Consider the following 21,145-nt stretch of genomic DNA (forward strand, 5'->3'; position numbering starts at 1 on the left):
CAGTATCCGGAACTTTTGTAGTGGAGAATCGTTACCTGACCATGCTTTGCCAGACACGCCTGTCGGCGCCACGCGATAGGGAGGCCGGCCTTGGTCAAGATCATTCATGAAAACAAAGCCCGTCAGGGAGGCTGGGGACGACATGGCCTGCGCATCCTGATTGCCGCGATGCTGCTGGTGTTCATCGCCTGGGGCATCGCCGAAATCTATGGCGAGATGATCGACACGCCCGCCGGCCAGGGGCAGACGCCCAACAGCCAGGGTTTGCGGCTTGATGGCTTTGGACATCAGGCGGCCTTGGCCTGAGTGGCGCGTCGCGGCACTAGCACGTTCAGCACGCCGGGATGAATTTCGATCGTCGTCTCGCGGTCGAGTCTGACCAGTTCGCCATCGATGACGGCGCGGAATTTTTTGGCTGGCGAATGGATTTTCAGGGTCGCCCGCTCGGCCTGGTGTATCTCGACATGCTCGTTGTCGCGCCATTTGCCGCGCGCCATGTTGAAGAAGAATTTCACCAGTTCGCCGCGCTGGCGCGCCACGGTAACGTAGATACCGAGCACGCCGCCAGCGGGGTTGTCGGCGTAGGGCAAGTGGCCCTCGCCAAACAAATTGTTGGTGATGCCGATGCCGGTGATGCGCGTCACGATCTCGGCTTTGCCGACGGTCAGGGTCACCTTCATCGCCGGTGGGTTGTTGATCGTCGACCAGGCGGCCTTTGCCGAGGCGCGGATCTTTCCCAGCCGGGAGCCGAATTCCATGTTCTGGCGCAGCTGCACCATCCTGGCATGCATGCCGATCGAGAATTGATGCACGAAAGGCCGTCCGTTGGCGCTGGCGACGTCGACGGCGATCACCTCGCCGTCGGCGAATGATTTCAGCGCCGCGTCGAGGGTCTGCGGGATACCAAGCCCGCGGGCAAACAGGTTCATGGTGCCGGCCGGCAGAATTGCCAAGGCCTTCTTGCCGTTCATCAACCGGGCCGCCGCAGCCGAAATGGTGCCGTCACCGCCGCCGGCCAGCACGACATCAATGCCGCGCCGTGCGGCGATCCTTGCGAGCGCTGCCTCAACGTCTTTGCCGGCAACGATGTCGATATCGATGGAGTGGCCAGCCGCTTCCAGCGTCTGGCGCATCCGGTCGGAAAAGGCTGGAAGATCGGTCGTGCGCAAGGTGCCGCCGTCCCGGTTCAGCACCGCCGCAAATCGCATGCCCCACTCCGTATGCTCTGCAATCATTGAGCTGGGAAAGCCCAGCCAAAGGCTGAAACGGAGCGGCGGAAGAAAGGTTCCGCCTGACGAGGCGAAATCTGTGCGAGCTCTATCTCGCTCCTGAAAGCGGCAGGCCGGCGACATGGCCGGCAACGCCAGCTTTGGTCAGTTCGGCCAGCGCCAGCGACTGGTCGAGATGCTCGGCCCGCCAGGCGAGGAGCCGTTCGGCAAACTCCAGCCGCACAGCGAGATAGGCCGGATCCGTGGCGACATTGTTCAGTTCTCCGGGATCGTTCTTCAGGTCGAACAGTAGCGGCGGCAGCCCGCCACCGAAATGCACATATTTGAACTCCTTCGCGCGGATGACGGCGAGGTTGCACTGGCGCGGGCCGATGCCGAAATGCCGCTCCGCCTCACCCTCGGCAATCGAGCGGAAATCGAACTCCCAATGTGCGGCGTCGCGCCAGTCCTGGGGCGCTTCATTCGCCAGGAATGGTTTTAGCGAGCGGCCGTCGAGATGCGGCGGCGGCGCCTCGCCGAGCAGGTCGAGCAGCGTCGGCGCTATATCCACCGCCTCGGTGAAGCGGTCGACACTTGTGCCGGCTGCCTTGCCATGACGCGGGTCGCGAATGATCAGCGGAATATGAAAACTGCCGTCGAAGAAGCCGCCCTTGCCGAGCATGAAATGGTCGCCCATCATCTCGGCGTGGTCGGAGGTCAAAACGATGATGGTGTCGTCCCAGGCGCCCGCCGCCTTGAGCGTTTGCCAGATGCGGCCGAGCTGCGCATCGACCTCCGAGATCATGCCGTAGTAGAGCGCGCGGATGCGGCGGAAATTATCGTCGCCCCAGTCGCGCACCAGGCCCTCGGCGCCGGGACGGAAATTCGCCCGCTGCTGCCGGCCCATACCGTAAGCGAGATAGGGGTGGCTCCCGGCTTCGGTCTGCCAGCTCCCGGCACGACGGAAGGCTGGACCGGCGGCCGGATGGTATAGGGTGTTGTAGGGCTCCGGCACGATGAAGGGCGGATGTGGGCTGAGGAAAGAGACATGCGCGAACCATGGCGTGTCGCGCTGTTCGCCAAGCCAGCGGACGAATTCGCCGGTCAGGAAAGCCGCCGGAGTCTCGTCATTCGAATAGATCGGCGCAGCATTGGTGACCGGCTCGTCGGTCTTGTTGCCCGAGGCCTCGCCAGCGGGGCGATGGATGTCGGGAAAGCCGGCGCCGGCATCGACACCGCGCAGTGCCAGCCAGGACAGCCAGGGCTTCTGGTGCTCGGGCAGAAGCTGGCGCACACTAAATCCCGGCAGCACGCCTTCGTAGGTTGTCAGCCTGGGGTCGCCGGGCGCCAAGGTGCGCGGATCGAGCGAGACGTCGGTGTAGCCGAACAGCGTCGGATCATAGCCGAGGCTTCGCGCCGAAAGCGCGATGTTGCCGTGGCGGGCGTCGAGCGGCGTGCCGTTGCGGCAGACGCGGTTGTTCATCTGGTAGAGGCCGGTGTAGAGGCAGGCACGCGCCGGCGAACAGGGGGCGGCCCCGCCAAAATGCTGCCGGAACAGCACGCCCTCGGCGGCCAGCGCGTCGGCGTTCGGCGTTTTCACCACCTCGTGGCCAGCAGCCGACAGACAGTCGCCGCGCCACTGGTCGCAAGAGATCAGGAGAACATTCGGGCGTCTGTTTTTGTCGGCCAATCGCGGTATCCTCGTCCTCACCAGGCGCCTGGAAGAGCGCCGCTCATGGAACCGAAATTTCGCGACGGCGCAAGCCTGACCGATTTGCAAAATAGTGAACAAGGACCGCGCCACTGTTCACCATTAGCGCACAGTCCATTCTGTGTTTGCTGCCTTTGATCCGGACGGCCAGGCCCTCATATTGGCGTGGACAGCGGCATGGGCCGCGCAGATACAAAGGGAAGGAGCAGGAAAATGCTCGACCAGATCAAAGGGCTGCACCACGTCACCTCGATGGCCAGGGATGCGCGCCAGAACAATGAATTCTTCACGAAGAAGCTCGGCCTGCGCCGGGTCAAGAAGACCGTCAATTTCGACGCGCCCGACGTCTACCACCTCTACTATGGCGACGAGGTCGGCACGCCAGGTTCGGTGATGACCTATTTTCCGTTCCCCAACATCGGCAAGGGCCGTCACGGCGTCGGCGAGGTCGGCACCACGGTCTATTCGGTGCCTGAGGGCACGCTCGGCTATTGGGAAAAGCGGCTTGCCGACGAGGGCGTCAGCGGCCTCTCGCGCGAAGAAACATTCGGCGAGAAGCGTCTAGCCTTCGCCGGTCCCGATGGCGACGGTTTCGCGCTGGTCGAAGACAGGACCGACACCCGAGCACCGTGGGCGAAGGGCAGCGTTCCCGCCGATGAGGCGATCCGCGGCTTTCACTCGGTGTCGCTGCGGCTGAAGGACGGCGGCGCCACCGAAGAGCTGCTGAAATTCATGGGCTATGAGGAGATCGAACGGTCAGGCGCTATCAGCCGGCTGGCTGTGAAGAACGGCAACGGCGCCGATATCGTCGACATCGAATCGCTGCCCGGTGCTGGCTTTGCCAATCTCGGCGCTGGGTCGGTCCACCATGTTGCTTTCGCCGTCGAGAACCGCGCCAGGCAGCTCGAAGTGCGCAAGGCGCTGATGGATACCGGCTACCAGGTGACGCCGGTGATCGACCGCGATTATTTCTGGGCGATCTATTTCCGCACGCCGGGCGGCGTGCTGTTCGAAGTCGCCACCAACGAGCCGGGCTTCGATCGCGACGAGGATACCGCGCATCTGGGCGAAGCGCTGAAGCTGCCGTCGCAGCACCAGCACCTCAGACCCTATCTCGAAGAACATCTGCAGAAGCTGGAAGGCTGAGGTCATGAGCAAGGACGCGTACATCCACAAGGTGCTGCCCGGGTCGCCTGACGGCCGGCTGCTGTTCGTCTTCCACGGCACCGGGGCGGACGAGAACCAGCTGCTGTCGCTGGGGCGCGATCTCGTACCGCAAGCCACCATCATCTCGGCGCGCGGCGATGTGTCGGAGCAAGGTGCGGCGCGCTTCTTTCGCCGTACCGGCGAGGGCGTCTACGACATGGACGACTTGGCGCGGGCGACTGAGAAGATGGCCGGTTTCGTCAAGGCGCATATCGAGGCGGCGAAGCCGTCCTCGGTGCTTGGCCTCGGCTACTCCAACGGCGCCAACATCCTGGCCTCGGTGGTGTTCGCGGCACCTTCGCTGTTCAATGCTGCGGTGCTGATGCATCCGCTGATCCCGTTTGAACCCGAGGTGAAGGGCAGTCTCGCCGGTCGTCGCATCCTGGTCAGCGCCGGCAAGCGCGACCCGATCTGCCCGCCGAACCTGACGTCGCGGCTCGAAGCCTATTTGCGCGCCGATGGCGCCGATGTCACAGTGGAGTGGCATGAAGGCGGCCACGAGGTGCGGCCGAACGAGATCGAAGCGGCGCGGCGGTTCTTTGCTGCCGTACCGGTTGAAGGAGCAAGCAATGCCTGACCAACTGCCTGAAATCGAACTGGAGGATCGCGGCTCCAAGGGCCGCTATTTCCTGCGCGGACCTGATGGCGCCGAGGCGGAGACGACCTTCACCAAGATCGGCGAGCACCAGATCATTATCGATCACACCGAGGTGCCGGATGCGTTCCGCGGCCAGGGTGCGGGGCTTCGCCTCGTCACCCGCGCCGTCGAGGATGCGCGGGCGGCGGGCAAGAAGATCATCCCGCTCTGCCCATTCGCCAACGCCCAGTTTCGGCGCCATCCGGAATGGGCTGACGTGCTCAAACAGTAAGGTCCATTCGCCTGCGTGGCGGGCGGCAAGATGGTGGAGAGTGGACAGCCACAAGGAGTTATTGTCTCTGGCATTTGCGCAGCCCGGCCATCTTGCCTAAGTAGACGGTTCGCCTGCAGACTGGCGCTCCGTCTCCCTTGAACCGAATGGCTCCTTGATGTCCGAACTCGATCTCGTCCCCGTCTTCGACGGCCACAACGACACGCTGCTCAGACTCTACCAGTCGAAAGACACCGATGTCGAAAAGCTGTTCATCGAGGGGACTCCGGGCGGCCATATCGACCTGCCGCGCGCCAAAAAAGGCGGCTTTGCCGGCGGCATGTTCGCGATCTTTCCGCCACCGGTCGAGAAATCCAAGCGTGCCGCGGTGCCGCCGGCACCCACCGACGATGAGCCGTTGCCGCCTGAACTGCCGCGCACTGACGCGCTGACGTCCACCATCGCCATGGCCTCGATCCTGTTTCGGCTGGAGCGGGCCGGGGCGCTCTCCGTTTGCCGCAGCGCCGGCGACGTGCGCAATGCGATGGCGAAAGGCTCGATCGCGGCGGTGTTCCACATCGAGGGCGTCGAGGCGATCGATCCCGAACTCACCCTGCTCGACGTGCTGTATCAAGCCGGCCTGCGCTCGCTCGGCATCGTCTGGAGCCGTCCGAACGCTTTCGGCAACGGCGTGCCGTTCCGCTTTCCCTCGTCGCCCGACACCGGGCCAGGCCTGACCGACGCGGGCAAGGCGCTGGTCAAGGCCTGCAACCAGCTCAAGATCATGATCGACCTCTCGCATCTCAACGAGAAGGGCTTTCGCGATGTCGCCGCGCTCAGCGATGCGCCGCTGGTCGCAACGCACTCCAACGTGCATGCGCTCTGCACCCATTCGCGCAATCTCACCGACTGGCAGCTTGGCGCCATCCGCGAGTCCGGCGGCATGGTCGGGCTGAACTTCGCCACCGGCTTCCTGCGCGAGGATGGCAGGATGAATGCCGACACCAGCCTCGACATTATGGTGCGCCACGTCGATTCGCTGCTGCAGGCGCTGGGCGAAGACGGCGTCGGCCTCGGTTCGGATTTCGACGGCGCCATGATCCCGGCGCCGATCGGCGATGTCGCAGGTCTGCCGAAGCTGATCGATGCGCTGGCCGCGCGTGGCTTCGGTCGCGCGCTGATCGAGAAGATCGCCTATCGCAACTGGATCAATATGCTGGAAAAAACCATAGGGTAGGCCTGTTGATATTCAGGTGAGGCCAGCCTGCAAACGGCGGCTTCCTGCGCTTCCGGTGCTCACGTACTTTAAGTACGCTCCGCTCCGGTTCTCGGAAGCCACCGTTTCGACTCGGCCTAACCTGAATCTCAACAGACCTTCGGAGAAATACTAAGCACCCATGCGCGTCAGCCAGTCCTGGCCGATGCCGCGATCGCGGATGATGGGCAGCGGATCGGTGGAATCCAGCCGGGCGCAGATGCGGTAGACTTCGAGTGTCTCGGCGCTCAACTCGCCGCGTTTGTAGAAGAACATGGCGGCGGCGTAGCGCGTGCGGCCCGACCATTTTTCGCCGAGCGGCGTGTTGACCAGTTCCCACTGTTCGGCGGCTTCACCGTCATCATCCGGCTTGTCGGCCTCGTCGGTCATGCTCAGAAATCCGCCGGCGGATTGGCGGTGCGGCGGTCGAGCTTGATGAACGGCCGCGCCACCACCTTGGCCCGCTTCATCAGCTTCTGGTACTGCAGCTCGCGCATGGCATAGATCTCGACCCAGAGGTCTTCGACAACAGTATCACCATAGGGACGCGCCAGCGAGGCGATGGCGATGTTGCGCTTGGCCATCGGCGACCACATGGCGGCGCTGACCAGCCCGACCTCATGTGACTTCTTGTAGTAGACGATGGCGTGTTCGGCCGGGATGTTGCCTTCGATCTCCAGCCCGACCAGCGCATGGCGCAGTCTGCGTTTGTCGCGGGCTTCGAGGATGGCGCGGCGGCCGTTGAAATGACCTTTTTCCAGATCGATCATGAAACCGAGACCGATCTCGTCCGGCATGCGCAGGCGGTCGGCACGGATGGCGTGCTCGGAGGTGGTGAAATCCGCATTGGCGACGATCAGCCCGGCTTCCAGACGGGCGCGGTTGAGTGCGGTGTAGCCGATGGCGCGGATCCCGCGCAGTTCACCCGCCACCATCAGCCGGTCCCAGAGGCTGAGCGCCTTGTCGGCGGGTACGAACAGCTCGTAGCCGAGATCGCCGGTGAAGCCGGTGCGCGAGATGCTGACGGTGCCGCCATCATGCGGGAAATCGGCGAGGTCGAACACTTTGAGTTTCTCGACGCCGGCAAAGCCGGCATCGCGCAGCACGGCAAACGAGGTCGGTCCTTGCAAGGCCAGACCGGCGACGGCTTCGGTCTCTTCCTCGACCGTCACATCGAAACCGATGGCGCTGTCGAGCAGCCAAGGCAGATGCCGCTCCTGCGAGCACAGCCGGAAGCGCGTCGGCGACAGGCGGAACAGCGTGCCGTCGTCGAGGACAAAACCCTCGTCGTCACACCAGGCCGTGTAGTGGACGCGGCCTGGTTTCAGCTTTGCCACATCGCGCAGCGTGACACGGTTGAGCAAGGCTACGGCATCCGGACCTTCGATGCGGTATTTGGTCATCGGCGAGATGTCGAACAGAGCTGCCTGGCTGCGGATGGCGAAATATTCGAGCTCCTCGTCCCACAGTGAATGCGGAGCGCGATAGCCGGCCCAGTTGTACCAGTCCTGGGTTCTGGCCAGCGCATCGATGCGCGGCTGGAACGGGGTGCCAAGACGAAGCGTGCGGAAATGCGATTGAGCCGCGATGCGGGCTATCGATGGTTTGGTCTTGAGTTGGCGGTTCATGGCAGCATTCCTTCGCGCCCCCCTCTGTCCTGCCGGACATCTCCCCCACAAGGGGGGAGATCGGCTGAACGTGCGGTAGGCGCCTTTTCTGCAACGTTGGAAATTGGCGAAAGCAGAGATGATAGCCAATCTCCCCCCAAGTGGGGGAGATGTCCGGCAGGACAAAGGGGGGCGCCGTAGAGTGCAGCGTTGGCTCGTTGAGACATCCCGTCACCCCTTCATCGCGATTATGCGCTTCGCCGCATTCAAGCCGGGTGCGCCGGAGACACCGCCACCCGGATGCGAGCCGGCGCCGGCAAGGAACAGCCCTTCGACCGGCGTGTCATAGCCTGACCAGCCGGACACCGGTCGCGACATCAGCATCTGGTCGGCCTGCAACTCGCCGTGATGCCAGTGGCCGCCCGGCATGCGGTAGCGTGTCTCGATGTCGGCCGGCGTCAAAAGCTCGGTGTGCAGCACGGACTTGCCGATACCCGGCGCATAGGTCTCGAGTTGAGCCATGATCGCCCTCAGGAATTTCGGCTTGCCAGCGCTCCAGCCTTCTTTCAGCGCATAGGGCGCATATTGCACTACCGCCGACAGCACACAGGCGCCAGCGGGCGCGAGCGACGGATCGGCAAGGCTGGGCAGCGTGATCTCCATCACCGGCTCAAGCGAGAACTCGCCGTATTTCGACGGGTTGAAGGCGCGCTCGACATGGTCGGGCGACGGCGCGATGACCAGCCGGCCCTTGTGGCCGGCGGCATCGACGCCGGCGAATTGCGGCGGCCGGTCGAGCGCCAGATGGAGCTTGGCCGCATCGCCCTTCATGCGGATGTTTTTTACCCTGCGCGCGAACCCGGTATCGACTTCGCGTGGGCCGACGAGATCGAGGACAGTGGTCGCCGGATTGATGGCGGAAATGATTGTTTTCGCCCGAAGCACTTCGCCGCTGTCGAGGGCGACGCCGACAGCGCGGCCCTTCTCGACCACGATTTTCGCCACCGGCGACGCGGTGCGGATGGTGACGCCGACCTGTTCCGCGGCGGCGCGGATGGCGGTGACGACCGCGCCCATCCCGCCCTTCGGCACGATCTGCGCGCCGGCCTTGCCCCCGGTCTCACCCGCCAGCCGGTAATAGAGGCCGAGCAGCGAGGTCGGCGAGCGTGGGCCGAGATGGCTGCCGAGCGTCGCATCGAAGGCGAGCAGGCCCTTCAGTCTGATATCGGCAAGCTGCTCGTCGAGCAGGTCGGCAACATTCATCAACAGCACGCGCAAGAAATCGCGCATGTCTTCCTTGCCGAGTTTTTTCAGCGCCAGCGCGGTCTGGCCAAGCGCCGCCGTCTCAAGCAGCGACATGGCACCAAGATCGGGTGGCCGGCGCGACAGGAACGGCTTCAGGATGGCAGCATAGCGTAGAAGTTGTGCGCGCAGTTCCTTCCATGCGGATTGCTCGGAGGCACTGGCGCCGGTCAGCACCTCGCCATAGGCGCCGTGCAAAACGAGCGGCGGGCCGTCCTTCGACAACGCCAGCGACGGCACGAAGTCGCTGCGTTCGATCTGCAGTCCATGTTTTTCCAGCTGCAGTGTCTTCACCACGTCGGGATGCAAGCGGTTCAGCACATGGGCGATGGAGGAGGCGCGAAAGCCGGGCGCGAATTCTTCGGTGCGCGCGGCGCCGCCGACATCGTTTGCGGCTTCCAGCACCAGCACCTTGCGGCCGCTCTTGGCCAGCACGGCGGCCGCGACAAGGCCGTTGTGGCCGCCGCCGATGATGATGGTGTCAAATGACGTCATGGGCCGGGCTCATATGCGAGGTGGACTTGGCGAGGTCGCGCAGGATCTCTGCGGCGGCATTGCGGCCCGGTGCGCCCATGACGCCGCCGCCGGGATGGGTCGAGGAGCCGCACATATAGAGGCCGCCAACCGGTGAGCGGTACTGTGCGTAGCCCGGCACCGGACGGTTGAACAGAAGCTGGTCGAACGTCAGCTCGCCCTGGAAGATGTTGCCTTCGGTTAGGCCGACCTCGGCCTCGATTTCGCGCGGCGTGCGCACCTCCATATGGACGATGCGATCGCGGAAGCCGGGCGAGTATTCGGCGATCTGCGCAACTACGCTTTCGGCGAAACCGTCGCGATCGGCATCGGTCCATTCGCGACCGCCGATCTTGGGCGGCGCATACTGCACGAAGCAGCTCATGAAGTGCTTGCCGGGTGGCGCCATGGTCGGGTCGAGCGTCGTCGGGATGACCATGTCGAGGAACGGGTCGGCCGACCAGCGCCCGGCCTTCCAATCGTCATAGGCGCGCTCCATGCGCTCCATCGAATCGGTGAAATGCATGTCGCCGCGATAGACTGGCGAATCCTTCGGAAGCGCCGGGAATTCGGGCAGCGAATCCAGCGCGATGTTGACCTTGCCAGACGAGCCGCGAATCTTGAAGTTCTTGACCCGGCGCAGGAAAATATCGGGCAGTTCCTTTTCCTCGACCAGCTTGAGGAAGGTGCGCTTCACGTCGGCGTTGGAGACGACGAGCTTGCCGTAGATCTCCTCGCCACCGGCGAGCACGACACCCGTGGCCTTGCCGCGCTGGACCAGGACGTGATCGGCCTCGGCGCCGGTGCGGATGGTGCCGCCCGAGGCCTGGAAGGACGCGGCGAGCGCCTTGGTCACCGCACCCATGCCGCCGCGCGCATAGCCCCAGGCGCCGACCGAGCCGTCGACCTCGCCCATATAGTGGTGCAGCAGCACGTAAGCGGTGCCCGGTGACATCGGGCCGAGCGCGGTGCCGATGATGCCGGATAGCGCGAAGTTGGCCTTGATGACATCGGTCTCGAAATATTCGTCGAGGAACTCCGAGATCGACATGGTCCAGAAGCGCAGTGTCAGCGCCATTTCCTCGGCTGAGAGGCCGGCAAACTTCTTGCCGAGATAGAGCAATTCGCCGATGTCGCGCGGCCGAAAACTGGTCGGGTCGGGTGCGGTGCGCATCAGCAGTGGCTGGATGAAACGGCACTGCCGCGTCACGTCGCGGGCGTAGCGGTCATAGGCTTCGGCATCGCGCTTGGAGAAGCGGGCGAACTCGCGCCGATGCGCATCGTGGTCACGGTAGTTGGCAAGGTAGTCGCCATCCTTGGTGAACACCGCGCCGCCTTCATAGGAGATCACCTGCAGGCCAAAGCGCGGCAGTTCGAGGTCGCGCATGATCTCGGGGCGAAACAGCGAGCAGACATAGGAGCAGTTGGAATAGAGGAAGCCCGGCGTCAGCTCGCGGCTGGTGGCGGCGCCGCCGACCCAGCCGTTCTTCTCGACCACCAGCACATCGAGCCCGGCGCGCTGCAGATAGCAGGCATTGACCAACCCGTTGTGACCGCCGCCGATAATGATCGCGTCCCAAGCCTTCATTCGCGCCCAGCCTTCATTGTGCTCGACCCTTCATTTTTGCGTGATCAATCCCCGAATGCGCGGAATTTGGCACGGCAGCAGTCGTTCTGTCCAGCCATTCTGAATGAATGTTCAACAAATGATGTTGCGTTTTCCCTGATATACGCTACGCTTTGCCGGCATTCGAACCTGCGCAATTCGGCCGATGGGACTGAGGTCTGATGATCGAAACGGCAGATGCCGAGCCAGAGTATGACGACACCGCGATCCGCTTCCTCGAAGCGCTGTGGGGCGACGGCTACCTGTCGCCGGGCGGGCCGGACGAGGTCGACCGCGTCGTCGACGGCCTTGCGCTCAAGGGCAAGACGATCCTCGACATAGGCTGCGGCTCCGGCGGCATCACGCTGCATCTGATCGAGCGCCATGGCGCAGCGCACGCCACCGGCTTCGACGTTGAAAGGCCGGTGATCGATACAGCCAGGCGGCGGGCAGCGGCGCGCGGGCTCGGCAGCCGCGCCAGCTTTGTCCAGGCGCCACCCGGTCGCCTGCCATTCCCCGACGCTTCCTTCGATGTCGTCTTCTCCAAGGATGCGTTGCTGCATGTGCCCGACAAAGACGCGCTGTTTGCCGAGATCTTCCGCGTGCTCAGACCGGGCGGCGTCTTTGCGGCGTCGAACTGGATGATCTCGCATGACGGCGAACCGTCGCCTCAGATGAAAGCCTATGTCGCAGCGGAAGGCCTGTCCTTCGCCATGGCCTCGCCGGCGCGCTATGCGCAGGCGATGCGCCTGGCCGGCTTTGCCGATGTCACGATCCGCGACCGCAATCCCTGGTACCGCGATGTAGCACGCGGCGAGCTCGAAAGGCTCAAAGGCCCGCTCTACCCGACGGTCGCGGCGGTGGTTGGGGCAGCCTATGTCGACAAGAACATACGAACCTGGGAGGCCATGCAGAAGGTGCTTGACAGCGGTGAGCACCGTCCCACTCATCTTCGCGGGTGGAAGCCGGCTATGGTGGGATAGCCGGCAATGTGGAGCATGACGGCACCGATGAAAGCTGCAGCGCGCGAAGAGCGATCCCCAGACATTTCTGGAAAGAACGAACCGGAAAAACGCGGCCGCAAGGCATCGAAGGAAGTCAGGCAGCTGCAGCTGATCGAGGCGACCATCGATTCGCTGGCCAAGCGCGGCTATGCCGAGACGACGATGGCCGATGTCGCCGACGGCGCCGGCCTGTCACGTGGCATCGTCAACTTCCATTTCGAGAGCAAGGAGAAGCTGCTCGTCGCCACGCTGCAGTATATGTATGACGAGTATTCGGCACATTGGCGTGCTGCCCTGCAGAAAGCCGGTGATGATCCGGCCCGCCAATTGCAGGTGCTGGTTTGGGCCGACTTCGACCGCTCGATCTGCAACAAGCGCAAGCTTGCCGCTTGGCTCGCTTTCTGGGGCGAGGCCAAGTCGCGGCCGGTCTATCAGGCGCTGAGCAGTTCCCGCGACGCGTATTACCAGCAGGTCTTCATCGATCTCTGCGCGGCGCTCAAGCAGAGCGGCGGCTATGCCTATGAGCCGCAGGTGATGGCGCTGGCGCTGTCGGCGATGCTGGAAGGGTTGTGGCTGCGGCTGATGATGGGAACCGAAGACACAACGCGTGAAACCGCCCTGCAAGCGGCGAACGCATTCCTCGCCGCGGCCTTTCCCAAGCACTACCGATAACCAGAAGCCAGCCAGTCGAGCCGTCAACGCAACGACAAAGAGGATGGAACTGCAATGAGAAAATTCAGCCGACGCCTGACACTGACCTTAGCCCTCGCCGGAACCCTCGCCGCTTCGGTGGCGGCGATTGCCGTCGCCGCCGACAAGGACCTGATCGTGTTCGACTGGTCCGGTTATGAGGACCCGAGCTTCCACCCGAAATATGTCGAGAAGAATGGCGACTCGCCGACCTTCGCCTTCTTCGGCGACGAGGATGAGGCGTTTGAAAAGGTCCGCTCCGGCTTCAAGGCCGATCTCGGTCATCCCTGTTCGCAAAGCGTGACGAAATGGCGCGAGGCCGGACTGCTGCAGCCGCTCGACACCTCGAAAATATCAGGCTGGAAGGACCTCAATCCCGGCATCATGGCGATGAAGAACCTCGCCACCACCGACGACGGCAAAGCCTGGTTCATGCCGTGGGACTGGGGTAACACGCAGGTCACCTTCAACACCTCCAAGATCGACGAGAAGGACGTGCAGTCGCTGAAGGCCTTCGCCGATCCCAAGTTCAAGGGCCGGGTTTCGATCGGCGACAATGTCGACGATGCCTATGCGCTGGCCAGCCTCGCCATCGGCCTCAAGGACTGGACCAAGATGACGGATGACCAGTTCAAGCAGGCCTCGGACTTCCTGCGCCAGGTGCACAAGAATGTCCGATCCTACTGGACCGACACCACCGACGTCGTCCAGCTGCTAAGCGGCGGCGAGGTCGATCTGGCCTGGGCGTGGAACGACGCCACGGTGCAGTCGGTGGCCGCCGGCGTGCCGATCAAGTCCAAGAAGGACACCGACGAAGGCATTTCGACCTGGGTCTGCGGCTATGTGCTGTTCAAGGATGCGCCGGGCAATATCGACAAGGCCTATGACTTTCTGAACGCGGTCAACGATCCGGAAACCGCCAAGGTGCTGGTCAAGGACTGGGGTTATGGCCAGGCCAACGCCAAAGGCATGGCCGGCGTCGACCAGGCCGTGCTGAAGGAAAAAGGCTATGACGACGTCGGGAAATTCGTCGACAAGACGCTGTTCCAGTCGCCCGTTCCGTCGGAACTCAAGCTCAAGATGATCGCCGAGTTTGAGAAGATCAAAGCCGGCTATTGATCTCCGTTCTGCACCTCCCGTCTGCCTGCCATATGGCGGGCAGACAGGCTCGCCAAAGCTGCGGAATTTTCCTAACCTCGCTTCGGTTCCCGCGATGAGGAGTTTCGCGCCATGGATTCCATGTTTCGCCGCCTTGTCCTTGCCGCCGTCTTCACCATCGGCGCTGGCGCGGCCTATGCGCTTGCCGAAGGCGGCGGCGACCTCGTCGTGTTCGACTGGTCGGGCTATGAGGATCCGCTGCTGCATCCGGCCTATGCTGCCAAATACGGTGCCGAGCCGACCTTCGCCTTCTTCGGCGACGAGGACGAAGCGTTCCAGAAGATGCGGGCCGGCTTCAAGGCCGATATCGCGCACCCCTGCTCGCAAAGCGTGGTGAAGTGGCGCGAGGCCGGCATGCTGCAGCCCCTAGACACCTCGAAGATATCTGGCTGGAAAGACCTCAATCCCGGCATCATGGCGATGAAGGATCTTGCCACCACCGCCGACGGCAAGGCCTGGTTCATGCCCTTCGACTGGGGCAACACCTCATTGCTCTATCGCACCGACAAGGTGACGGCGGAAGAGGCGCAGTCGCTGAAAATCTTCGCCGACCCGAAGTTCAAAGGGCGCGTCACTATCGGCGACAATGTCGACGACGCCTATGCGCTGGCCAGCCTGGTCATCGGTCTGAAAGACTGGACCAAGATGACCGACGCGCAGTTCAAGGAGGCGTCGGCTTTCCTGCGCGACGTGCACAAGAACGTCCGCTTCTACTGGACCGACGACACCGACCTCAACCAGGCGTTCATCGGCAATGAGGTCGATCTCGTCTGGGGCTGGAATGAAACCTTCGTGACGCTGAAAGGACAAGGACTGCCGATCGCCATGAACCGCGGCACCAGGGAAGGCATATCCACCTGGGTGTGCGGCTATGTGCTGATGAAGGACGCGCCTGATAATCTCGACCAGGCCTATGAATTCCTGAACGCGGTCAACGCGCCTGGTGTCTCCGACTACTTGGTCAAGACCTTTGGTTATGGCCACGGTAACGGCGCCGGCATGGCGGCGATCGATGCCAAGGTCCTAAGCGAGCGCGGTTTCGACAATCTCGACAAGTTCCTCGACAAGACATTGTTCCAGCAACCGGTGCCGCCCGAGCTGAAGCAGCGGATGATCGACGAGTTCGAGAAGATCAAGGCCGGCTATTGAAGACCGGGATCGAGAGAACCGATGTCGTCATTGTCGGCGCCGGCTTCACTGGCCTGTCGGCGGCGCTTGAGCTGAAGAAGGCCAGCATCGATTTCATCCTGCTCGAAGCACGCGATCGCGTCGGCGGACGGGTGGAGTCCAGAGACAATGGGCTTGGCGAGCGCATCGACAGCGGCGGCCAGTTCTTCTGCGAGGATATGCCCGAGCTGATGGCGCTGGTCAGGACCCGCGCCAAGACATTGATCGAGACTCATGTCGATGGCGACTTCATCGCCCAGCCGTCGATGTCTGCGCGGGAAGCGGAACGCGCCTATGCCGGGTCGATGGCGATCCGTGACCGCATGAATGCGATCGCGCCTGATGCCCCTGAGATCGCCGGGCTGACCGTCGCCGCCTGGCTCGAACAGCAGAATGATCCCGACCAAGCCAAGGCCGCCTTCCGGTCGATGATCGAGGGCCTATGGTGCCTGGCGCTGGAGAAGGTGCCGCTGTGGCACCTCATCGACAACGACCGCCGCATCACCAACGAGGTGCCGGAGCTACAATATTTTCTGCACGAAACCATGCAGTCGGTGGCCGAGGATCTGGCCAGCGATCTCGGCGGCCGGCTGCGCTTGAACACGCCCGTCACACTCATCGAACACGGACCGGAGGGGGTTCGTCTGGCTTCAGTGACCGGCCCCATTGAGGCACGAACGGCACTTATCGCCGTGCCACCGGTGATGGCCGCGAAACTGGCGTTCGCGCCACCGCTTCCGGCTGCGCTCGGACGAGCCCTCAGCGTCTGGGAAAGCGGAGCTGTGATCAAGGTGCTGGTGCGCTATGACAACGCCTTCTGGCGCGACAAGGGCTTGAGCGGCATGGTGATGTGGCGCGACCTGCCGGGCCTGTTTGCCTGTGACGTCAGCAAGGACGACGACCATGCGGCGCTGGTCGTCTTCATTGGTGGTCCGCTGGCCCTGCGCTGGCGCGAGTTCGGCGATGCGGCGTTGCGCGCCGAGGTGACGGCAAGATTGCAGGACGCGCTGGGCGACCATGCGAGCAAGATGCTCGATCTCAGCTATCGCGACTGGACGGACGACCGCTGGAGCGGCGGCGCCTACAGCGACCTGATCACGGATGTGACGGCAACCGACGCAGAGCGGACAATCCTGGCCGGCTCGCTGCCGCTGTATTTTGCGTCGTCGGAGCTGTCGCCGTCATTTCCCGGTTATGTCGAGGGCGCTATCATCGCTGGACGCATCGCCGCGCGAAAGATCATTTCCGAAATTCAGTCCGCCATCGCCACCAGCGCTTCCGGGTCGTAGGCGAGGCGGATCGAGGTGCCGACCGGGATGTCATCGGCGCCGAAATCATTGGTCTCGGTCACCGACAACGGCTTTTCCAGCCCCGGGATTTCGACGATCAGATGGGTGATCTCGCCGAAGTAATGGCGCTCGACCACCTTGCCTGCGACCTCGAATTTCGCCGTGGCATTGTCCCACAGCACACGCAGCCGTTCCGGCCGGATGCCCAGCGTGGCAGCGCCGCCATTGCGGACAAAGGCCTTCGGCTTGTCGGTCTTGACCCGGCCGAAGCCGAGCGTGTCGACAACCAGCGAGGCGCCGTTTTCCTCGACGATCTCAGCCTTGACGAAATTCATGCCGCCGAGGAAGTCGGCCACCTGGCGGTTGACCGGCCGCTGGTAGATTTCCTTGGGCGAGGCGACCTGGGCGATCTTGCCGCCGAACATCACGGCGATGCGGTCGGACATGGCGAGCGCCTCATACTGGTCGTGGGTGACCAGCACGAAGGTGATGCCAACGGCCTGCTGCAGGCGGCGCAGTTCGACTTGCATCTGTTCGCGCAGTTTCTTGTCCAGCGCCGACAGCGGCTCGTCGAGCAGCAGCACTTTGGGGCGCATCACCAGTGCACGCGCTAAGGCGACGCGCTGCCGCTGGCCGCCGGAGAGCTCGGTGGCGAGACGCTTGCCGAGGCCGGTCAACGAGACCTGCGCCAGCGCTTCCTCGACGCGGCGCTTTTCCTCCGAGCCTTCCAGCTTCAACCGCTTTAGCCCATAGGCGACATTCTGCTCGACATTGAGATGCGGGAAGATGGCATAGCTCTGGAACACCATGTTGGTGGGGCGGCGATTGGCCGGGATGCCTTCCATCGACTGGCCGTCGACCGAGATCGTACCGCTGGTCGGGTTGTCGAAGCCGGCGATCATGCGCAGCAGCGTGGTCTTGCCGCAGCCGGAGGGGCCGAGCAGCGAGAAGAATTCGCCCTCCTTGATGGTCAGCGAGGAGTCGTCGAGTGCCTTGAACGATCCATAGCTGCGGGTGACGTTCTTGATCTCGATCATCGGCCGTTCGGCTTGCGATCGTTCGGCTTGCGGCCGCTCAGGCATAGAGGCCTCCCTCGTTCTGGGTGCGTTTTGCCGCGCGGCGGCGCAGGATTTCGGCGACGGTCATCAACAGGAAGGAGGCCACCAGCAACAGCGTGCCCAGCGCCAGCACGCCCGGCAGTTTGGCGGCAAAGCGCAGCTGGCCCCAGATGTAGATCGGCAGCGTTGCCTCGGTGCCGGTCAGGAAGAAGGCGATGATGAATTCATCGAGCGAGATGGTGAAGCAGACCAGCAGGCTGGAAATGATCGCCGGCGCCACCATCGGCAATGTCACTCGCCGAAACGTGCCGAAGGCGCTCTCGCCGAGATCGGCGGAGGCTTCCTCCAGGCTGCGGTCGAAACCCTCGAAGCCGGAGGTCAGCACCGTCATCGAATAGGGAATGCAGACCAGGACATGGCCGAGCACGACGGTGAACAGCGACAGGCTCAAACCCAGCTGCAGCATCACCAGCAGCATGGAGATGGCGACAATGACTTCCGGCAGCACCAGCGGCGCCATGATCAGGCCGTTGATGGTGCGGCGGCCGGGGTAGCGGTAGCGGGTGATCGAGCGTGCCGCGAGGATGCCGAGAACGGTCGAAAGGATGGAGGCTGAGACGCCGACGACCAGGCTGTTCCAGGCGGCGTCGAGCAGTGCCGGCGTGCGCGGCAGATCCTCATACCAATGCAAGGTAAAGCCGGTGAGCGGGAATTTCGGCGTCGCCGCGGTGTTCACCGAGAAGATCGGCAGGAAGATGACCGGCAGATAGAGGAAGACGACGTAGAGAAACGCATAGGTCGACAGCCAGCCATTGGCCAGGAAGCGCCGCACCGCCGTCATCGTGCCAGCCTCTGGATGGCGCGGATGATCAGCACGGTGGCGCCTGCCATCAAGGTCACGATCAGCATGGTGGTCACCGAAAGGGCTGCGCCCAGCGGCCAGTTGGACGCCTTGCCGAACTGGGCCTGGATGGCGTTGGCGATCATGACGCCGTCCTTGCCGCCGACAAGTTTTGGCGTGACGTAGTCGCCGACCGTCGGGATCATGACGATGAGCGCCGCCGAAATGACGCCGGGCGCCGACAGCGGCAGCGTCACGCGCAGGAAGGAGCACAGCGGGCCGTCGCCAAGGTCCTTGGCCGCCTCGACCAGTGTGCGGTCGACCTTCTCCAATGACACGAAGATCGGCAGGATGGCGAAGGCCGCCCAGGCATGGGTCAGCGTGATGATGACGGCGCTGGAATTGTAGAGCAGCGCGGTCGACGGCTCGTCGATGATGCCGAGGCCCATCAGCCCGGAATTCAAGACGCCGTTGTAGCCGAGGATGACCTTCCACGACATCACGCGCAGCAGGTAGCTGGTCCAGAACGGGATGGTGATCAGGAACAGCCACAGGCTCTTGTGGCGGCCGCCATGGAACGAGATGAAATAGGCGATCGGATAGGCGAGCACGACCGTGAAGAAGCTCACCGTCAGCGAAATGTAGAGCGAGCGCCAGAGCAGATCGCGATAGATTGGCTCGGACAGTGCGATGCGGTAGTTTTCCAGCGTGAAGGTGTGGTCGATGGTGAGGTAGTTCTGTGTCCAGAAAGAATGGGCGATGACCACCAAGATCGGCCCCACCAAAAGGATCAGCGCATAGAGAAGGGTCGGGCTGATCAGGGCAAAGCCCTGGACGGGTTCGGATTGCAGAAGGGCGTTTCGCCTGGCCCGCGTCATGCCGAATGGAGGCGACCCTTCAGCCGCCGCCGTCATTGCAGGGCTCCTAGCGCGATCGCGGTTTCTGGCTCGGACTGTCCCGCCATGCGGCTCCCATTGTCTAACAGATCCTGGCGCCGGCTGCCTGTTCCCCATGCTCGCCGGCTTTCTTTCATCATGCGCGCATCCGTGGATTGAAATCAAGCGCTAATTCTGCAATATTGATTGAACGGACATTCAAAATGAAGTGAAGAAAGCCGACATTTCCAATGCTTGGTGCTTCGTTTCGTGTTCGACCATATCTGCGATCAAACAAGGCGAGGCGACAATGGCGGCTGCAAGAGATCTGAGGGCGACTGAAACGGCAGGGCCCGCCGACGATGCCGTCGAACTGGCCAAGCGCCATCTCGTCCAGCCCTGGCCGTTCGCCGGCTCGGTCGGGGCCGAGGCGCGTGCGCTGATCGGCGAGGGCGACGGCATCTACATCACCGACGCTGCCGGCAAAAGGCTGATCGACGGGCCGGCCGGCATGTGGTGCATCAATGTCGGCCATCGCCGCGAGGAACTGGCGAGGGTGATGTACGACCAGGCGATGAAGCTGTCCTACAACACGCCGTGGTACACGATGAACGCGCCGTCGGCGGAGCTTGCCATGCGCATCGCCGGCCATGCGCCGGGCGATCTCAGCCATGTCTTCTTCACCACCGGCGGTTCCTCCGCGGTCGAGACGGCGCTGCGCTTCATGCAATTCTACAACAATGTGCGCGGTCGCCCGGAAAAGAAGCTGATCCTCAGCCGCGGCGGCGCCTATCACGGCTCGACCTATCTGTCGGCCTCGCTCAATGGCCGCCCGCGCGACCGCGACTGGATGGACGGCGCCGACGAACTGGTGGTCAAACTGTCGTCGCCCGATCCGTTCCGGCGCCCGAAAGGCATGGACATTGCCGCCTTCACCGATTTCCTGGTCGATCAGTTCCGCGATACGGTGACCCGTGTCGGCGCCGACAAGATCGGCGCTTTCGTCGGCGAGCCGGTGCAGGCATCGGGCGGCGTCATCGTGCCGCCGGATGGCTATCTCAAGCGCATTCACGAGATCTGCCGCGACAACGATATCCTCTATATCTCCGACGAGGTGGTGACCGCCTTCGGCCGGCTCGGCCATGTCTTTGCCTCCGGCGAGGTGTTCGGCATCGATCCTGATATGATCACTTTTGCCAAGGGCGTGACCTCGGGCTATTTCCCGCTTGGCGGCGTCATCATCTCGGCGCGGCTGCTGCAGGAATTGCGTCGTTCGAACCATCCGGACGCGATGTTCGGCCATGGCCTGACCTACACCAGCCATCCCGTCGGCTGCGCCGTGGCGCTGAAGAACCTCGATATCCTGGAGGAAGATGTGCTCGCCCACACGCGCGAGGTCGCGCCCTATTTTCAGGCGCAACTGAAGACGCTGGAGGAATTGCCGCTGGTCGGCGAAGTGCGCGGCATGGGGCTGATGGGTTGCGTCGAATGCGTCGCCGACCGCGAAAGCAAGGACCCGCTGCAGCTCGACAAGGATGTCGGCAAGCGCATCGACGCGCATTGCCACGAGCTCGGCCTGCTGGTGCGGCCGCTGATCAATATGTGCGTGATGTCGCCGCCGCTGATCATTTCGCGCGAGCAGATCGACGACATGGTGGCGATCCTGCGCGAAGGCATTTCGCGCACGATGGATGATCTCAGGAAAGAGGGTGTCTGGCAGGGGTGAAGTTTCTCCCTTCTCCCCGTTCACGGGGAGAAGGTGCCCGGAGGGCGGATGAGGGGCGGCGCTGACGTCGGCGATTGGTCG

At 63.3% G+C, this 21,145-nt stretch carries 20 protein-coding genes; 11 read left to right on the forward strand and 9 right to left on the reverse strand.

The window, feature by feature from the left end; genetic code table 11:
- The first annotated feature begins 90 nt into the window (after positions 1–90).
- The gene (locus AC1DXN_RS20300) at positions 91–306 is read left to right on the forward strand and encodes a hypothetical protein (protein WP_477270855.1); all 216 of its coding nucleotides are present in this window, start codon (positions 91–93) and stop codon (positions 304–306) included.
- Here AC1DXN_RS20300 and AC1DXN_RS20305 read toward each other — a convergent pair.
- Both AC1DXN_RS20305 and AC1DXN_RS20310 read right to left on the reverse strand, forming a co-directional pair.
- A complete protein-coding gene (locus tag AC1DXN_RS20305) occupies positions 288–1,208 on the reverse strand; it encodes a diacylglycerol/lipid kinase family protein (RefSeq protein ID WP_477270857.1) in 921 nt (306 codons plus the stop codon). The two genes, AC1DXN_RS20300 and AC1DXN_RS20305, sit on opposite strands and share 19 nt — an antisense overlap.
- A gap of 109 nt (positions 1,209–1,317) precedes the next feature.
- On the reverse strand, positions 1,318–2,898 hold the full coding sequence (locus AC1DXN_RS20310; RefSeq protein ID WP_477270859.1) for an alkaline phosphatase family protein: 1,581 nt from the start codon (positions 2,896–2,898) through the stop codon (positions 1,318–1,320).
- A gap of 234 nt (positions 2,899–3,132) precedes the next feature.
- Here AC1DXN_RS20310 and AC1DXN_RS20315 point away from each other — a divergent pair, with 234 nt between their 5' ends.
- From AC1DXN_RS20315 to AC1DXN_RS20330, 4 genes are all read left to right on the forward strand, one after another.
- Positions 3,133–4,065 carry a VOC family protein gene (locus AC1DXN_RS20315; RefSeq protein ID WP_477270861.1) on the forward strand — a complete coding sequence of 311 codons (933 nt, stop codon included), beginning with the start codon at positions 3,133–3,135 and terminating at the stop codon, positions 4,063–4,065.
- 4 nt (positions 4,066–4,069) lie between these two features.
- Positions 4,070–4,702: an alpha/beta hydrolase gene (locus tag AC1DXN_RS20320; RefSeq protein ID WP_477270863.1), complete on the forward strand. Its 633-nt coding sequence runs from the start codon at positions 4,070–4,072 to the stop codon at positions 4,700–4,702.
- Entirely contained in the window at positions 4,695–4,994 is a 300-nt protein-coding gene (locus AC1DXN_RS20325) for a GNAT family N-acetyltransferase (RefSeq protein ID WP_477246395.1), read from the forward strand. Before AC1DXN_RS20320 ends, AC1DXN_RS20325 begins: the two co-directional genes overlap by 8 nt.
- A 157-nt stretch (positions 4,995–5,151) precedes the next feature.
- Positions 5,152–6,210: a dipeptidase gene (locus AC1DXN_RS20330; protein WP_477270865.1), complete on the forward strand. Its 1,059-nt coding sequence runs from the start codon at positions 5,152–5,154 to the stop codon at positions 6,208–6,210.
- A gap of 150 nt (positions 6,211–6,360) precedes the next feature.
- Here AC1DXN_RS20330 and AC1DXN_RS20335 read toward each other — a convergent pair whose 3' ends face one another.
- The 4 genes from AC1DXN_RS20335 to AC1DXN_RS20350 all read right to left on the reverse strand — a co-directional run bounded on the left by AC1DXN_RS20335 (position 6,361) and on the right by AC1DXN_RS20350 (position 11,238).
- Complete coding sequence (locus AC1DXN_RS20335) at positions 6,361–6,618, reverse strand: hypothetical protein (protein WP_477270867.1); 258 nt, start codon at positions 6,616–6,618, stop codon at positions 6,361–6,363.
- Positions 6,619–6,620: 2 nt separating this feature from the next.
- Entirely contained in the window at positions 6,621–7,856 is a 1,236-nt protein-coding gene (locus tag AC1DXN_RS20340; protein WP_477270869.1) for an aminomethyl transferase family protein, read from the reverse strand.
- Positions 7,857–8,066: 210 nt separating this feature from the next.
- Positions 8,067–9,632, reverse strand: a complete 1,566-nt coding sequence (locus AC1DXN_RS20345; RefSeq protein ID WP_477270871.1) for a phytoene desaturase family protein — start codon at positions 9,630–9,632, stop codon at positions 8,067–8,069.
- A complete protein-coding gene (locus AC1DXN_RS20350; protein WP_477270873.1) occupies positions 9,619–11,238 on the reverse strand; it encodes a phytoene desaturase family protein in 1,620 nt (539 codons plus the stop codon). Before AC1DXN_RS20350 ends, AC1DXN_RS20345 begins: the two co-directional genes overlap by 14 nt.
- A 200-nt stretch (positions 11,239–11,438) precedes the next feature.
- Between AC1DXN_RS20350 and AC1DXN_RS20355 the strand changes: the two genes are divergently transcribed.
- The 5 genes from AC1DXN_RS20355 to AC1DXN_RS20375 all read left to right on the forward strand — a co-directional run bounded on the left by AC1DXN_RS20355 (position 11,439) and on the right by AC1DXN_RS20375 (position 16,564).
- Positions 11,439–12,239, forward strand: coding sequence for a class I SAM-dependent methyltransferase (locus AC1DXN_RS20355; RefSeq protein ID WP_477270875.1), 801 nt, complete (start codon positions 11,439–11,441; stop codon positions 12,237–12,239).
- A gap of 27 nt (positions 12,240–12,266) precedes the next feature.
- Positions 12,267–12,932, forward strand: coding sequence for a transcriptional regulator BetI (gene betI, locus AC1DXN_RS20360; RefSeq protein ID WP_477270877.1), 666 nt, complete (start codon positions 12,267–12,269; stop codon positions 12,930–12,932).
- A 54-nt stretch (positions 12,933–12,986) separates the two neighbouring features.
- Positions 12,987–14,069, forward strand: coding sequence for an ABC transporter substrate-binding protein (locus AC1DXN_RS20365; protein WP_477270879.1), 1,083 nt, complete (start codon positions 12,987–12,989; stop codon positions 14,067–14,069).
- A 111-nt stretch (positions 14,070–14,180) separates the two neighbouring features.
- A complete protein-coding gene (locus AC1DXN_RS20370; protein WP_477270881.1) occupies positions 14,181–15,257 on the forward strand; it encodes an extracellular solute-binding protein in 1,077 nt (358 codons plus the stop codon).
- The gene (locus AC1DXN_RS20375; protein WP_477270883.1) at positions 15,254–16,564 is read left to right on the forward strand and encodes a flavin monoamine oxidase family protein; all 1,311 of its coding nucleotides are present in this window, start codon (positions 15,254–15,256) and stop codon (positions 16,562–16,564) included. Before AC1DXN_RS20370 ends, AC1DXN_RS20375 begins: the two co-directional genes overlap by 4 nt.
- On the opposite strand, the gene AC1DXN_RS20380 is transcribed toward AC1DXN_RS20375, so the two are convergent.
- Genes AC1DXN_RS20380 through AC1DXN_RS20390 form a run of 3 tightly spaced genes read right to left on the reverse strand, consistent with a single transcriptional unit; the run spans position 16,528 to position 19,377 of the window.
- On the reverse strand, positions 16,528–17,601 hold the full coding sequence (locus tag AC1DXN_RS20380; protein ID WP_477271489.1) for an ABC transporter ATP-binding protein: 1,074 nt from the start codon (positions 17,599–17,601) through the stop codon (positions 16,528–16,530). The two genes, AC1DXN_RS20375 and AC1DXN_RS20380, sit on opposite strands and share 37 nt — an antisense overlap.
- A 37-nt stretch (positions 17,602–17,638) precedes the next feature.
- On the reverse strand, positions 17,639–18,463 hold the full coding sequence (locus tag AC1DXN_RS20385) for an ABC transporter permease (protein WP_477270885.1): 825 nt from the start codon (positions 18,461–18,463) through the stop codon (positions 17,639–17,641).
- Positions 18,460–19,377, reverse strand: a complete 918-nt coding sequence (locus AC1DXN_RS20390) for an ABC transporter permease (protein WP_477270887.1) — start codon at positions 19,375–19,377, stop codon at positions 18,460–18,462. Before AC1DXN_RS20390 ends, AC1DXN_RS20385 begins: the two co-directional genes overlap by 4 nt.
- A 271-nt stretch (positions 19,378–19,648) precedes the next feature.
- Here AC1DXN_RS20390 and AC1DXN_RS20395 point away from each other — a divergent pair, with 271 nt between their 5' ends.
- Positions 19,649–21,064: an aminotransferase gene (locus AC1DXN_RS20395; RefSeq protein WP_477270889.1), complete on the forward strand. Its 1,416-nt coding sequence runs from the start codon at positions 19,649–19,651 to the stop codon at positions 21,062–21,064.
- Positions 21,065–21,145 lie beyond the last annotated feature (81 nt).

The sequence above is a fragment of the Mesorhizobium sp. P2_H9 genome, assembly GCF_056403215.1.